Origin of the sequence: Loigolactobacillus iwatensis, assembly GCF_003950295.1 — a bacterium.
In the GTDB taxonomy this organism is placed as follows: domain Bacteria; phylum Bacillota; class Bacilli; order Lactobacillales; family Lactobacillaceae; genus Loigolactobacillus; species Loigolactobacillus iwatensis.
Window position 1 is genome coordinate 1 of sequence record NZ_RHNP01000013.1, and the last position, 14,084, is coordinate 14,084.

Genomic DNA, 14,084 nt, shown 5'->3' on the forward strand with positions numbered 1-14,084 from the left:
AATAAAAAAACAGCATTAGAAGTTGCCTAACTTCTAACGCTGTAAAATTGGCTATCAACAGGATTTGACAGAGAGCCGTTTATTTTCCTTCTATTTAATTTTTACGTTTTTTGAAACCAAACATTAACAAACCACTTAATTCCAATAAAAGTACACCTAACGCACTACTACTTTGTGCTTGTGTCTCGCCAGTTTGTGGTAATTTAGTCATTTTATTTTTTTCAACAACTGGTACAGCCTTTGTCGTTGTGGCAGCCTGTTTTACTTTTTTGTTAGTAAAGCCTGTTACTAGTTGCTTAGTTTTAACTAATTTTGTACTTGTTTTCCCAGTGACGGGTATTTTCTTGGTGCTTATCTTTGAAGCAACTACTTTTTTAGTAGCCTTAGTAGTCGGCTGGGATTGTGTTGGTACTGTCGGCTGGACAGCCGTTACTCGCTGATAAACATAGGTCACCGTTTGTGGTGTTGTTGTTAATGTCCCAGTTGCGGCTGCGCTACCGGCGGCTAAACGCTCGTACGTATAACCTGCAATTGTTCCCGGACTTGTGGTATAACCCTTACCAACAAAGGCCCCATCTGGATAAACTGTGCTGCCAGTTCCAAGACTGTTTCCTTGTTCATCTTCATACTGCACGGTCACAGTTGCCGCCTTAACTGGATTTTGCTGGTAGACATAAGTCACTGTTTGTGGTGTTGTTGTTAATGTCCCAGTTGCGGCTGCGCTACCGGTAGCCAAACGATCATACGTATAACCTGTGATCGTCTTCGAGTCCGTGGTATAACCCTTACCAACAAAGGCTCCATCCGGATAACTTGCGCTGCCAGTCCCGAGACTATTACCTTGTTCATCTTCATACTGAACGGTCACTGTCGCCGCCTTAACTGGATTTTGCTGGTAGACATAGGTCACCGTTTGTGGTGTTGTTGTTAATTTGCCACTAGCTGCAGCACTACCATTACCCAAACGCTCGTACGTATAGCCTGAAACCGTTCCCGGACTCGTAGTATAACCCTTACCAACAAAGGCCCCATCCGGATAAGCTGCGCTGCCAGTTCCAAGACTGTTTCCTTGTTCATCTTCATACTGAACAGTCACGGTTGCCGCCTTAACTGGATTTTGCTGGTAAACATACGTCACCGTTTGTGGTGTTGTTGTTAATGTCCCAGTTGCGGCGGCACTACCGGTAGCCAAACGATCATACGTATAACCTGAAACCGTTCCCGGACTTGTGGTATAGCTCTTCCCAACAAAGGTCCCATCTGGATAAGCCGCGCTGCCAGTCCCAAGACTGTTACCTTGTTCGTCTTCATACTGAACAGTTACCGCCGCACCATTTTGTTGGTAGACATAGGTCACTGTTTGCGGCGTTGTCGTTAATGTCCCTGTTGCCGCGGCACTACCAGTAGCCAAACGATCATACGTATATCCTGAAATCGTTCCCGGACTCGTAGTATAACTTTTGCCAACAAAGGTTCCATCTGGGTAGGCCGCACTGCCAATTCCAAGACTATTACCTTGCTCGTCCTCATACTGAACAGTTACCGCCGCACCATTTTGTTGGTAAACATAAATCACTGTTTGCGGCGTTGTTGTTAATTTGCCACTAGCTGCAGCACTACCATTGGCCAAACGCTCGTACGTATAACCTGCAATCGTTCCCGGACTCGTGGTATAACTCTTACCAACAAAGGCTCCATCTGGATAAACTGCACTGCCGGTTCCAAGACTGTTACCGGCCTCATCCTCATACTGAACGTTAGCAACAGCCTTTACGGTAACAGTAACAGTCTGATCGGTTTCATTACCGTCCTTATCCGTTACCGCGTAAGTAACATTATACGAGCCTGACTGTTTTGTATCAAAGCCACCATCATCTTTGACAACGATATTACTTGTAATATCGCCATCTTCAATATCGTTAGCGGTTGCCGTATTTTTTAGGTTGTAATCAACATCATAATCAACAACTTGGTTGCTAACTTCAAGTGAAGGATAGAAACCATTTGTCCCCACCTTAGCAAAAGCCGAATTTAAATTAACCACATAATGAGAGGGTTCACTCGCACCTGGTTTTGTATAATCAATTGAAAAACCATTCAAATATTGAGCATTAGGGTCAGCACCCTTAACTGCATAAGTAATCAAATAAATGGCATCTGAAGTTGTATTACCTAAATTAATTTGAAAATTATGATCACCATACGTAATTTCATTGGCAAACTGATCCGTCACGTCAACACCCAAATGCACAATTCTAATTGAATCAGGAATTAGTGTCTGATTTGTATCATAGGTAAAACCTAATGTTACGTCACTATATGGTCCTAATTTCATACTTTGATTGTATGCATTTTGAAAATCCATTTCTCCTGAACTGAGCTTAAATAAACCATATTTGGTACCATCTTGTGTCGCGGTACCCACAAAGTTAGTAACGTTTGTCCCCGTATAGCTAGCAGTATTTTGCCAATATGGTGAAATGAGTGAGCTATCAGAATTATCGGTATTGCCTGTGACTGTGATTATTGGATTGGCTACTGGAACAGCAATAATTGTCCCATTAGTATTTAAAATATTGGCCAAAATCGGTGCACCTTGCGTTACAGAGGTAGAATTATTAACGGCAAAAACTGGAATCTTAATTGTAACCTCCCCAAGCGTAGAGATTGTTTTAAGAAATTTAAATTTAATTTGATTATTTGCCGTATCAACCGTCATTGCTAAATAATCGGGTAAATTCAACTCACTCGACTGTAAACTAGCATAACTCAGCACTGATGAATCAACCGTTAAATCCAATTCAGTGCCCACCGGAATAGTATTTGTACTGAGATTGTTAATTGCAACACTTAAAGTAACGTTTTCATAAGGTGAAACATCTCCAGTTGCATTTGTATCAATTGTGACATTGTCGGCCTGAAGTCCTTCTGTTACTGCCAACTCACTCAATTGGGATTCATTAGTAGCAGCTGTTCGTTCTGGGCTAACAATTTTAGCCTGTCGACCTGCATATTTCGCAGTGTCCATTGATTTTCCCGCACTTTGGATCTTCCCACCTACAGATGCCACGTCTGAAGTGGCTGTTGATTCTTGAGTTTGTGTCTTTCCAGACGAACTTTGATCTGTGCTCGCTGCTGAAGTATTGGCCCCAGAACTTGCTGCCGGAGCCGCACTCGTAGCCTTTGAATTTATTTGCGCATCAGCCACTGAACCAGTCGTTGCAGAATCAACTTGCGCGTCCGCAGACGAGCTTTGACTGGCACTTACTGCTGATGAATTTGAGTTTGCTACAGAGCTTGCGGCTGTGGCCTCGCTTGAACTTTTTGAACCAATTTGTGAATTAGCAGTGCTTTGCTTAGGAGCCGCTGAATTGGCCTGTGTGCTCGCGGACGAACCTTGATCAGAGCTCATCACTGAGGTATTGGCCACAGAAGTAGCCACCGGTACTGCCGATTCAGCGGTAGCCGCGCTATTAACTAAAGTGACCACTTGTCCTTGATTTGAGTTTGTTGGCGCAATTGTCACTTGATCTGATTTGTTTACATTATTAGACTCATTGTTCACGGCTGCATGAACATTTCCTTGATTTAAAAATCCACCACCAAAAAAAGCAATACTTAGTAAACCAGCAAATAACCATCGTTTACCAGATTTATACATTTTATAATGTAGTTTAGTTTGTGTTTCAAACGCCCGTAATTTATTTTCTTTAACATTACGCACAATAAATCATCCCTTAACCTAACCCTTAAAGAGCTAAAATTGTGATACCAACAAGTATATGGTACTACTTTATTAAGACCGTTCGAAACATAAATAGGCAATATTTTCACCCAAATTCAAATTAAATTCTTATGTAATTTGATAAGAGTAATTAGATAAATTATTCCAACCTTCATTTTATGTACCCCTTACCAAAATTTATGAACCTCTAATCAAATAACTCGTTTACGAATAGATAATGCCTTAAATCATTTACTATTTTCCAAAACAAAAAGCCCGCAAGACATTTAGCTTGAAGGCTTTTTGATTTGGAAAGTGATTCAGCTACCGATCACTACGCAATTCATGTCGGTGCCGTGGATGTAAATAAAGACCAAATTTATTCATTACTACTAAAATCAAGGTTGCCATCACTAAACCAGTTAATACCAACATAATCGATGAATTGGTTGTTAGAACTGTGTATAAACAACCTAAAATAATGATAACTTGCAAGATCGTTGTTAGCCACAATATACGCGGCGACCTGGGCCGGTCAGATTTCATCCTTCATCATTCCTTCTTTACACATTTTATACTTGTATTGTAGCATGTTTCGGTCAACTTGCTACTATTTAACTACCCTTTTTGAACAACAATTGCTGTTTCGGCGGGTAACTTATCTTCCAAAAATTGGTTTAAGTCAGTCATGTTTTGCTGAAAATCTAAAGCAATCACACGTTCCTTATCCGTTTGAAAAATAGCCTGAATTCCCTGTTTAGTTGCACGCAAAGTAACTTTTTTAATGTGTGCGTAAGCCGTGTAACTAAAGAGAACACTATCAGTTAAGATTCCTGTTTGCGTCAAACCTGCACGTAGAAAGGCCCCCGCAACACAAGCAACCGCTAGAATTAAATTAATTATTTTCCCACCAATTGTTACTTTTTCCAAGGTCTCAATTAAAAAAACAACTGCCAAGGCACCAAATAAAATTGTGTACATCCAACTCATTAATGCATGATATTCTAACTGTTTTTGAATACCATATAAATAAACTAATAGGGCAATCGCCGCTATTAAAAGTACTCCCATCAACCACAACATTAGGCAGATCTCCTTTTGTCCAATATTTCTTGCTTAATTATACAAAGAAAAAGTGGGATATTTGGAAATCTCATTAAACTGTTGTAAAACGGTAACATTACCGTAATATATAGGCTGAATTCTGTTATTATTGTAAAATTTTTTAAAAGTAAGGCGCTTATCTAAATCAACCTCCCTTAAATAAGCCATTTTTGATTTAAAATTAAGATAATCTTGGCATGTTTTAAGTGAATAAAAAATCATGAAATCAAATAATTCATCATTTTTATTTCTCAGATCCAGTCCTACTCTTTATAAAACGCCGATAGATTAGCTTTACGGATCACTTAATTCTCGTTATACTAAAAATGGTTTATATGATTTATTACGATGTGGTGTGCAATATTTTTATAAACGGAGGTGATGGCATGTTAAATCGGCAAACTTACCTAGTGTCAAATCAAAAAGTACTTGATAAAATTCTACAGGAATTTACTGCAGCGACTGATTTGCCTACAATACTTGTTGATACACAGGGTAACGCACTTACTTCTAGTCATGGCTTCACTCCTTTTTGTCGACTTATGCGGCAAAATGAGGCAACTCAAAAGCTTTGCCAAAATTGCGACGTTGCAGGCGGCCACCTTGCCTTGAATAATAAGCGACCAACACCCTATCTTTGTCACGCCGGCCTAGTGGATTTTTCCTATCCCATCATGCTTGATGACCAAGTCATTGCTTACATTATTTGCGGACAGGCCAAGGTTAAAGATGGTGCCGAACTCCAACCAATCACGGAACAAAAAACTACTTTATCTACGAATGCTGCTTTAAAGTCAGCCTACACAGCCCTTCCATTCGTAAACTTAGATAAAGTTAAGGCAGCGGCAAAATTGCTCCAGATGATTATCAATAATTACCTAACTGATATTGTCGATCAAACTTTAACTGTTGGCCCCTTTAGTTCAGTACCAAAATCAGTGCAACAAGGAGTCACATCAGCAAACGACGAGGCTTGGGCAACCAATAATCAAGCGACGCAGACCGCAAACATTGATTTTAAGATCCAACCAGCTGCGGCACAAACGGTAATTGATCATCCCCAAAAAGCCGAAATCAAAAAGGCCATTATTTACATTAACAGCCATTTAAATGAAACCATTACACTCAATGCCGTTGCTAAGCACGTCTTTTTATCTAGCTATTATTTAAGTAAGTTATTTAAAAAAGAAATGAATATTAATTTTGTAGACTACGTTAACCGGAAGAAAATCGATCGTGCCATAATTTTACTTCAGGACGCGACGTGGTCAATTGATAGTATTGCCCATAATTTAGGCTTTTCACAAACTAGTTATTTCAGTAAAACTTTTAAAAAAACAACGGAATTATCCCCCAGCCAATATCGGAAGCAAATTCAAAAAAATAACGAGTAATGATAGTTGTTTGCGCTGGGACAAAAGCCCTTGCCTCTTATTGTTTCCGATCATTATTCTAACGTGCGCACGACCGACGTTTGTCCCACTTCCGGCCATTTTCTTAAAATTTCAAAAAATACAAAAACAGTGGCAGGTCAAGTATATTATGGCCTGCCACTGCTTTCTTCTAGCGCTATAGTAGAACTTAATCAATTTTCATTAGGGCAACTATTCCAACAATTTATTAATCTCCGCCCTAACATCAACGTCGGTCTCATTAAGCAGACGTTCCTTAAAAAAGCGGTGTAATTCGTCATTTAGACCACGGCTTAACTGCCCCACTGCCCAGACCGCAGTTAAACGAATTACTGGTCGTGGGTCTTCTTCAATCAACTGTAATAATAATGGCAGTGCACTACGATCCTTCATGTTGGCTAAAGCAATAATTGCGTTGCGTTGAAGCGGCTTCTTCCCCCGCCACGAGCCGGCTAAACGGCCAAATTGTTCTTTGAATTCACGGTTGCTTATCGTTAACATTGGTTGCAAGATTGGTGTTACTTCATCTACTCGTGGCTCCATTTCTTCGTGTAAATGAAAATCCTTTCCCCTATTAAATGGGCAAACTAACTGGCAAATGTCACAACCATAAATAACACTGCGTATTTCGGAACGGAATTCCTCTGGCATGACACCTTTCGTCTGCGTTTGGTAAGAAAGACACCGTTGAGCATTTAACCGTCCATCCCCCATCAAGGCCTGTGGTGGGCAATAATCAACGCAGCGTGTGCAAGTCCCACACTGATTTTCTACTGGTGTATCTGGTTCAAAGGGAATATTAGTTATAATTTCACCTAAATAGACAAAAGACCCAAACTTTTCCGTTATTAGAAGTCCGTTGCGGCCAATAAATCCTAGACCAGCACGTTGGGCCACTGCAACATCACTTAGTTCGCCAGTATCCACCATCGGTTTGAAAGTGAAATCTTCTTCTGGAACGGTAACATTAATAAAATCCACCAATTTTGTCATGCGGTCTCGTAAAATAAAATGGTAGTCTTCTCCCCAGGATGCCCGGGCAAAACTACCCCGCCGTTTTGTTCGATCACGCGGGGCCTTTTCTTGCATCCGACTTGGATAGGCCAATGCGATTGCGATAATTGATTTAGGCTGATCAAATATTTTCTCCGGATACAAGCGTTCTGCCATGACTTGGTGCTCAAAACCACTTGTATGCCCAGCAGCCTTTTGGGCCAAGAGACTTTCCTTCATCTCTGCAAACGGCGCTGCATCCGTGAAACCAATTTGATCAATTCCAATTTCATTACTTGCGGCAATAATTTTACGTTTTAGATCATTATACAGGGTAGTCACCTCCCTTTTTATGCCTGCCATTTTTAGACTGTATTTTTAAATTAGGTTCCTGAATTACGTTTAATTCTGGATGCTAAGGCCGCTTATTTGCGGCTGGAAAAAAGTCCTGGCCTTACTATTTTCAGGTGCTACTTTAGAACATGCGCCAAAGGTCTGGGTTCACGTGCCTAACGGAAGTATTTGAAAAAGCGATTGGATTAGCCTACGTTATGCAGTAAACCTAAAATCGACTTTTTAGCCCCTCCTTGTTTAGCCCTACAATTATTGTCCCATTGCTTATAAATTGCTTTTGCAAATCGTCCTTGTTATGCTGAGTTTACACACATCAGGAAGGGAGCCACGATAATGTCACAACAAACTGACTTACAAAAGCATCTCCAGACCATTCAAAATAACGAATTTGATCCGAAAAGTATTCAGCACAACACTTTCCGTTCCTGCATTCACCGTAGTGCTCAAAACCTTGGCTTCGTAAAGGACAACCAATTAACTAAACGTGGACACGAGCATTTAAAAATTAAACTAACTTAACTTCAGCACACAACCATAAGGGTTCAGGACAAAAGCACACTTTTGTCTTGAGCCTATTTTGTTGTCTTTGCGTATGCTAACGGTATTTGCCAAAGCATTTTAGCATAAGTTTGACCAAAATATCGTAATCGATCTTGGTACGTCATTTCCTTCGGGTAAGGAGCCGGACTTAGCGTATGCTTAATACCGTATTTATTAGCATAAAAACTCGCCTTCCGATTATGCCAAGGTACGGTCACGATCAGACAACGTTGCAGTTGAAACTGGCGCAATAATTTCAACGAAAAAGAAAAATTCTCAGCAGTGTTGCTGGCTTGCCGCTCGCGAATAATTGCTGCTTGCGGTATACCACGTGCGATCAATCCCTGAGCCATGACGTCGGCCTCAACGAATTGATTGTGGATTGCCCCACCAGACACCAAGACGTATGAAGCAAGCCCCTGACGGTACAGCTGGACTGCCTGATCTAAAACAACCCGTAAAGTTGGTGTTTCCCTCCCGTGAGCAGTAGCCGGATGACCTGGAATCAGAATAACATCACTACGCTGGTGCCGATTTTTTCGTGCTTTAGGGTAAGCAAACACTGGTATGCTGGTAACAATTAAAATACCTGCCAAAAAACTACCCCAAAAAGTTTTTCTCCTCATCCTCAGGTCACCCCTTCACTAAATTTTACCTTGTTTAATTAAGATTCGTAGTACTTGCACCATATGGTCACTTTTTATACCAGTAAATTGGGTCACTGGTATTGGAAACGCCAGAATTTTGGTCAATGTTGCTCGATCTAATTCAGAAGCGGTTCGGCCGGCCAATTCCGAATCATCAATGCCAGTTAAGCGGATGCCGTGTAGAAAAAATTGAACCAACGCCTGAAAATAACGGTCATCTACCACTTCTTCACCACTTTGTTTTGTGTCGGCACGTTTCAATAAATAGATTGGCACAACGTTTTCGTTATGGTAAAAATCAGTAATAATTTGTGAATATTCCGCCGCTGATGAATTTGTATCAAGTTGGGCGTACTCCCCTGCTCGTAATTGTTGGACGGCGTTATTTACGATTAGAACACGTTGAAATCGTTGTACTGTTTCTTCGTCATTTTCCAATATAATCACTACCTTTTGAGTTAATCATAACATGCCAGTCATTAAATTTTTGTCACTATTTCAAGACCAACCCCAGAGATGTTATACTAGAAGAAACATTAGAATGAATTGGGGTAAGAAGAATATGCGGAAATCATTAACATTACTGACAGCCGTTCTAAGTATGGGATTACTTTTAGGTGGTTGTGGCAAACAAAGTCAAAAGAACCAGACAAAGGCCGAGTCAACAAGCCTTGCGTCCAAGCAGCATTTATCTAATTTTCAGCTCCAGCAAAAATACGTTGCCCTGACTGATGCGGCTATGAAACCAGTTAATTTGATTAACCAACAAACTGATAGTTCTAACCAAAAATTATCTGCTAGTTTGACGTCAACTAAGCAAAAAGTACAAAAGATCCAAAAAGAACTTCGTGCCAATCAAAATAACCCTAAACTGACAAAAAGCTTGCAGCACTATGCCAAAACAATTTTGACGCTTGTCAGTTCCGTTGGCTCAAGTAATAATAATAGTTACTCAACTAGCTTCACAAAGCTTAACACCGAGGCTCATGATATCGCTAAAACTGATTTTAATAACGAAATTCCTGATTCTTTACAAAATTCTTTAAACTATCAGGCCGAAAATAACACCTACGCCTCGGGCAATATTATTAACACTAAGGGTTTCCGAATTACCTTTACTAAAATTCAAATTGTCTCTGACGATAGTAATGGTAAGGTTGTCCTCTTCAACTACACTTACCATAACAAACATAAAACGGCTACTACACCACAAACTGATCTAAATAAATATGGTGTTTTTCAGCAAAATGGTGTTGACTTAAGCACTGGCACACCGGCTAGTTCGTATATTTCAAGTAACTCAAATTATAGCACCGCGGCACAACAAGCCACGACAGCAGTTGAGCCCGGGAAAACGGTAACGGCTGTTGCTAGTATCGAGCTAAAAGACGATAAGGCAGCGGTTAACTATGAAGGAAATAATCCTAGCACTCATAAATCAATTGGTACAATAACCATCAAATTACAGTAAACAGAAAAAAAGGGATGGGGTAAAAATAAATTTTACCCCATCCCTTTTTGCTGTTTTAAACAGCTTTTAATGAATAAAATTCCAACCACTAACCTTTTAAAAGCTAATTAACTGCCACAAGCTTGCCAACCGCCAATAAATAAAGGTACTTAGCAGTTACTGGACGCTTCAAAATTTGACCAAGTGCCGCAGCATAAAGGTTTAATTGCCCCGAATATCGTTGCTTAATTGCTTGAATTCCGGCATCTGGTTTGTTTTTAGCAACCCGATCGGTTTTGTAATCAAACAGAATCACTTGGTCAGAAAGAACTAGATAACCATCCATAATCCCATGAATCAATACCGGAGCATCATTTTGCTGGTTAAAGTCCGCAAATAATTGTTTGGCCGGTAATAACATGGAAAACGGTGCTTCACGCGTCACTTGATCAGGGTTCGCCAATAGTAATTTTCCTAACGAACTAGCAAAAAAATTAATTAAATTGGAAACATTAACCTTTTTTGCCACGGCATCCGTCAAAATACCCGCTTCGACTAAACGCGTCAACGTTTCTCCAATTATTTCATCCGTGGGTGGTACGTGTAAATCTAGTTCTTGTAACACTAAATGAGTTGCACTCCCAATTTCTGCTGGTGTTGGTGCCGTAACTGTCTGCATAAATTTGGGCACCATAAAATCATGATTAACGAAACGATGCTGTCCTTTTGGCGCACCATTCAGTTGCAAAGGATTCATTTCACTATTATCAGGGTCATCAAATAACCGCTTCACTTCGGATACCGATTGATAGGCCGTTGTTTGGGTGGCCGTTACATCGGGATAGTTTAGATTTAGAACTTGCTCAATCTGGGCCTGCCGCTCAACGGAACCTTCTGGCTGTGTTGTTTTTGCCGTTGTTTCATCTAACCAAGTCGTCGCCGCTTCAGTCGTTGCCTGTAGCGGATCAGTTGGCAACACTTGCTGCTTATTGGCAAAAGTTATTTTGAACTCCGTTTTATCAAGTGTCAGGCCGGAAAAATCACTATTCTGTGTTAACAATTCCTGATCAAATTGCGGGTGCCGGATTAAGCACATCCCAATCCAATCCATAAAATTAGTCACGTTACTTCTAGTGGTTTCATTCAAAACTAGGTGTTCACTTTGTAGCGCCGCCTGCCATTTTTTTACAGCCGTTTTTTGATCGGGGTAAGAGCCTACAATATAGAGTTGCTGCTCAGCGCGTGTCAAAGCAACGTATAATAGCCGCATTTCCTCGGCCGCTTGTCGTTTTTTAACCTGTGCCTTGATAACCACCTGCTGCGGGGTTGGAATTTTAACTCGCCGTTCAGGTTCTAAGTAAGTGATTCCGATCCCCGCACGATCATCTAGTATATAGTCCTGCCTTAAACTAGTCTGATTAAATTCATGGTTGGCATCCATCAAGAAAACAACGGGAAATTCAAGCCCTTTACTACCATGAATTGTCATTACAGACACAGCGTTCTCCGTTGTTTGGGTTGGCGCCTCAGCCAGATCCTTATTCTTTTCCTGCATCTTTTCGATAAAACGTACAAACTGAAAAAGGCCCTTAAAGCTACTTGCCTCATAGGCGTGCGCCCGTTCATAAAGAGCGTGAAGATTGGCCTGCCGCTGAGCTCCTGCAGGCATACCACCGACGTAATCAAGAAAACCAGTTTCCTGATAAATAGTCCAAATCAACGTCACTAATTGATTTTGGCGCGCTAAAGTTCTAAATTCATCAAGCTGGCCTAAAAAACGATCAATTTTCTGGGCCAATTTTTGTTGAAACTCATTACCAGTAGTAAAATTCTGGTGAAATCTAACCACTGCCGCATAATAATCACCTGTTCGCTTAGTTATCCGTAAGAAGGCCAATTCGTTTTCATCCAGACCAACAATTGGCGAACGTAATACACTTACCAGCGGAATATCCTGATACGGATTATCAATCACACTTAGTAAGGCCATCATAATTTGAATTTCTGTCGTTTGAAAATAATTCTGTGCATCATTAACCACAACTGGAATTCCCAGCTGTTTGAATAATTCCGTAATTACAAGGTTATTTTTACGCGTAGGTGTTAGTAACACAATGTCCTGGTATTTTAAGTCACGCTGTTTACCTGGATGAAGATGACGATCGTATATTTGACTATGATCGGCAATTAATTTTTTAATCCGCTGACCAGCCATCATAATCTGCCCTTGTGCTTTATCATCGATTGAAAAGCTTTCATCCACTGGCTCGGCATTTTCTTCCTGAGTCGCTTGGGCCTTTGCTTCGTAAATCATAACCTCGGCGTGGGGTGTCATCGGCGGGTACTTTGCACTGGCAACTAATTTGGCACTGTCATCGTAAGCCATTTCTCCAACCTGTTCATCCATTAGTTGGCTAAAAAGAAGATTGATAAAATTAGTGACATTAGTAACTGAGCGAAAATTATCTGCTAAAACAATGCGTTCGCCCACCGCCGAATCGGTAAATTCCTTATATTTGGCCAAAAATAGGCCTGGATCAGCCAAGCGAAAAGCATAAATAGATTGCTTAACATCGCCCACCATAAATAAATTTCCTGGGTTATTTTTCGCAACTGTCGTCAGAATAGTTTCTTGAAGTCGATTAATATCCTGATACTCATCAACTAACACTTCACTAAATTTCTGCTGTAATGTTTGGCGTGTTTGTTGACCGCTTTCGGAATTGGCAGTAAGAATCTGTAACGTAAGGTGTTCGAAATCACTAAAATCCAAAACGTGGCGTCGCCGTTTTTCCTTAGTAAAGGCGTCACTAAATTGACGAACGACATCGACTAAGCTTTGAATTAACTTGGCCGCAGCCTGCATAACATTCAAAGCCTGTTGTTCATCAAGAGCAAAATAATCCACCGCTAACTGACTAATTTGTTTTTTTACTTGCTTTCGATACTCCAATATTTGCTCTTTTGTTGCTTTGGCCTCATCGGACAACTTACGCAACCCTGGCGCCCGCTCAAATTTAAAGTTGGTTAGATTTTGCCGAATTGTGTTCCAATTATCTGCTTCTAATGTCGTTTGTAGTTGCTGAATTTTTTCACCATCACTAGCCAAAACTGGGGAAAATTTTTCCAACTCATCCACCGCTAATTGTCGCGCACTGGCCAAATCATTTTGAGCCTGGGTTAATTGTGCTTCTAATAATGGACGTAACTGCTTTTGAAAGAACTCACTTGCCGTTAAGCTTGAACCAGATACTTGGTAAGACGTCACTAACTGAGTTAACCAGGCAACTGGATCGGGATTGGCGTTAGCAAAATCAAACAGCCTGAACACTAAATCATTTAGACCATCGTCGTTGCGATCATTAGAAAAATTTTGAACTAACATCGTAAAATCATTGGCCCCATCACCATAAAGCTTTTCCCGTAATTCATCCCAAACTTCTTCGCGTAGCAGTAAATTCTCTGTATCATCGGTTAATAAACGAAATTCAGGATCTAAGTCGATAACGTAATAATAGCGCTGAATCAATTGTAAACAAAAGGCGTGTAACGTACTAATATTAGCTACTGATAATAGCGTTAATTGATGCCGTAACTCCTGTTGCTGTTTTCCTGGTGTGGCTGCCTGAATGGCCTGCTCAAGCGCAGTCTGAATTCGCTGGCGCATCTCAGTAGCAGCAGCGTCAGTAAACGTCACAACTAATAGCTCATCAATACTCGTACCGTGTAATATTTTTTGAATGACTCGCTCAACTAAAACAGTTGTCTTACCTGAGCCAGCCGAGGCCGACACCAAAATATTAGTTCCTTGCGCCACAACTGCTCTTTGCTGGCTTGCCGTAAAAGTTGCTTTTGCCATT

General features: G+C 40.7%; 10 protein-coding genes. 3 read left to right on the plus strand and 7 right to left on the minus strand.

Features of this window, described 5'->3' with window-relative positions; all coding sequences use genetic code 11:
* Positions 1 to 94: 94 nt before the first annotated feature.
* The 3 genes from EKM98_RS04800 to EKM98_RS04810 form a co-directional block, all read right to left on the minus strand.
* The gene (locus EKM98_RS04800) at positions 95 to 3,724 is read right to left on the minus strand and encodes a MucBP domain-containing protein (RefSeq protein WP_125980955.1); all 3,630 of its coding nucleotides are present in this window, start codon (positions 3,722 to 3,724) and stop codon (positions 95 to 97) included.
* Between the two features lie 324 nt (positions 3,725 to 4,048).
* Complete coding sequence (locus tag EKM98_RS04805) at positions 4,049 to 4,270, minus strand: hypothetical protein (RefSeq protein ID WP_068222307.1); 222 nt, start codon at positions 4,268 to 4,270, stop codon at positions 4,049 to 4,051.
* 72 nt (positions 4,271 to 4,342) lie between these two features.
* A complete protein-coding gene (locus EKM98_RS04810) occupies positions 4,343 to 4,807 on the minus strand; it encodes a hypothetical protein (RefSeq protein ID WP_068222305.1) in 465 nt (154 codons plus the stop codon).
* Between the two features lie 407 nt (positions 4,808 to 5,214).
* Here EKM98_RS04810 and EKM98_RS04815 point away from each other — a divergent pair, with 407 nt between their 5' ends.
* A complete protein-coding gene (locus EKM98_RS04815; protein WP_068222300.1) occupies positions 5,215 to 6,222 on the plus strand; it encodes a PocR ligand-binding domain-containing protein in 1,008 nt (335 codons plus the stop codon).
* A 210-nt stretch (positions 6,223 to 6,432) separates the two neighbouring features.
* On the opposite strand, the gene queG is transcribed toward EKM98_RS04815, so the two are convergent.
* The gene (gene queG / locus EKM98_RS04820) at positions 6,433 to 7,566 is read right to left on the minus strand and encodes a tRNA epoxyqueuosine(34) reductase QueG (RefSeq protein WP_125981001.1); all 1,134 of its coding nucleotides are present in this window, start codon (positions 7,564 to 7,566) and stop codon (positions 6,433 to 6,435) included.
* A gap of 354 nt (positions 7,567 to 7,920) precedes the next feature.
* Here queG and EKM98_RS04825 point away from each other — a divergent pair, with 354 nt between their 5' ends.
* Complete coding sequence (locus EKM98_RS04825; protein ID WP_068222297.1) at positions 7,921 to 8,106, plus strand: hypothetical protein; 186 nt, start codon at positions 7,921 to 7,923, stop codon at positions 8,104 to 8,106.
* A 53-nt stretch (positions 8,107 to 8,159) separates the two neighbouring features.
* On the opposite strand, the gene EKM98_RS04830 is transcribed toward EKM98_RS04825, so the two are convergent.
* Both EKM98_RS04830 and EKM98_RS04835 read right to left on the minus strand, forming a co-directional pair.
* A complete protein-coding gene (locus EKM98_RS04830; RefSeq protein WP_125980957.1) occupies positions 8,160 to 8,753 on the minus strand; it encodes a YdcF family protein in 594 nt (197 codons plus the stop codon).
* An 18-nt stretch (positions 8,754 to 8,771) separates the two neighbouring features.
* The gene (locus EKM98_RS04835) at positions 8,772 to 9,212 is read right to left on the minus strand and encodes a hypothetical protein (protein WP_125980959.1); all 441 of its coding nucleotides are present in this window, start codon (positions 9,210 to 9,212) and stop codon (positions 8,772 to 8,774) included.
* 124 nt (positions 9,213 to 9,336) lie between these two features.
* Between EKM98_RS04835 and EKM98_RS04840 the strand changes: the two genes are divergently transcribed.
* Positions 9,337 to 10,245 carry a DUF5067 domain-containing protein gene (locus EKM98_RS04840; RefSeq protein WP_158234211.1) on the plus strand — a complete coding sequence of 303 codons (909 nt, stop codon included), beginning with the start codon at positions 9,337 to 9,339 and terminating at the stop codon, positions 10,243 to 10,245.
* 103 nt (positions 10,246 to 10,348) lie between these two features.
* Here the strand turns inward: EKM98_RS04840 and addA are convergent, their stop codons facing one another.
* A complete protein-coding gene (addA, locus tag EKM98_RS04845; RefSeq protein WP_125980963.1) occupies positions 10,349 to 14,083 on the minus strand; it encodes a helicase-exonuclease AddAB subunit AddA in 3,735 nt (1,244 codons plus the stop codon).
* Between the last annotated feature and the right edge of the window lies 1 nt (position 14,084).

Coding starts and splice junctions, on each gene's coding strand:
- addA (WP_125980963.1), bottom strand. CDS start 14,083: ATGGCAAAAGCAACTTTTACGGCAAGCCAGCAAAGAGCAGTTGTGGCG.
- EKM98_RS04810 (WP_068222305.1), bottom strand. CDS start 4,807: ATGTTGTGGTTGATGGGAGTACTTTTAATAGCGGCGATTGCCCTATTA.
- EKM98_RS04840 (WP_158234211.1), top strand. CDS start 9,337: ATGCGGAAATCATTAACATTACTGACAGCCGTTCTAAGTATGGGATTA.
- EKM98_RS04825 (WP_068222297.1), top strand. CDS start 7,921: ATGTCACAACAAACTGACTTACAAAAGCATCTCCAGACCATTCAAAAT.
- EKM98_RS04815 (WP_068222300.1), top strand. CDS start 5,215: ATGTTAAATCGGCAAACTTACCTAGTGTCAAATCAAAAAGTACTTGAT.
- EKM98_RS04805 (WP_068222307.1), bottom strand. CDS start 4,270: ATGAAATCTGACCGGCCCAGGTCGCCGCGTATATTGTGGCTAACAACG.
- EKM98_RS04830 (WP_125980957.1), bottom strand. CDS start 8,753: ATGAGGAGAAAAACTTTTTGGGGTAGTTTTTTGGCAGGTATTTTAATT.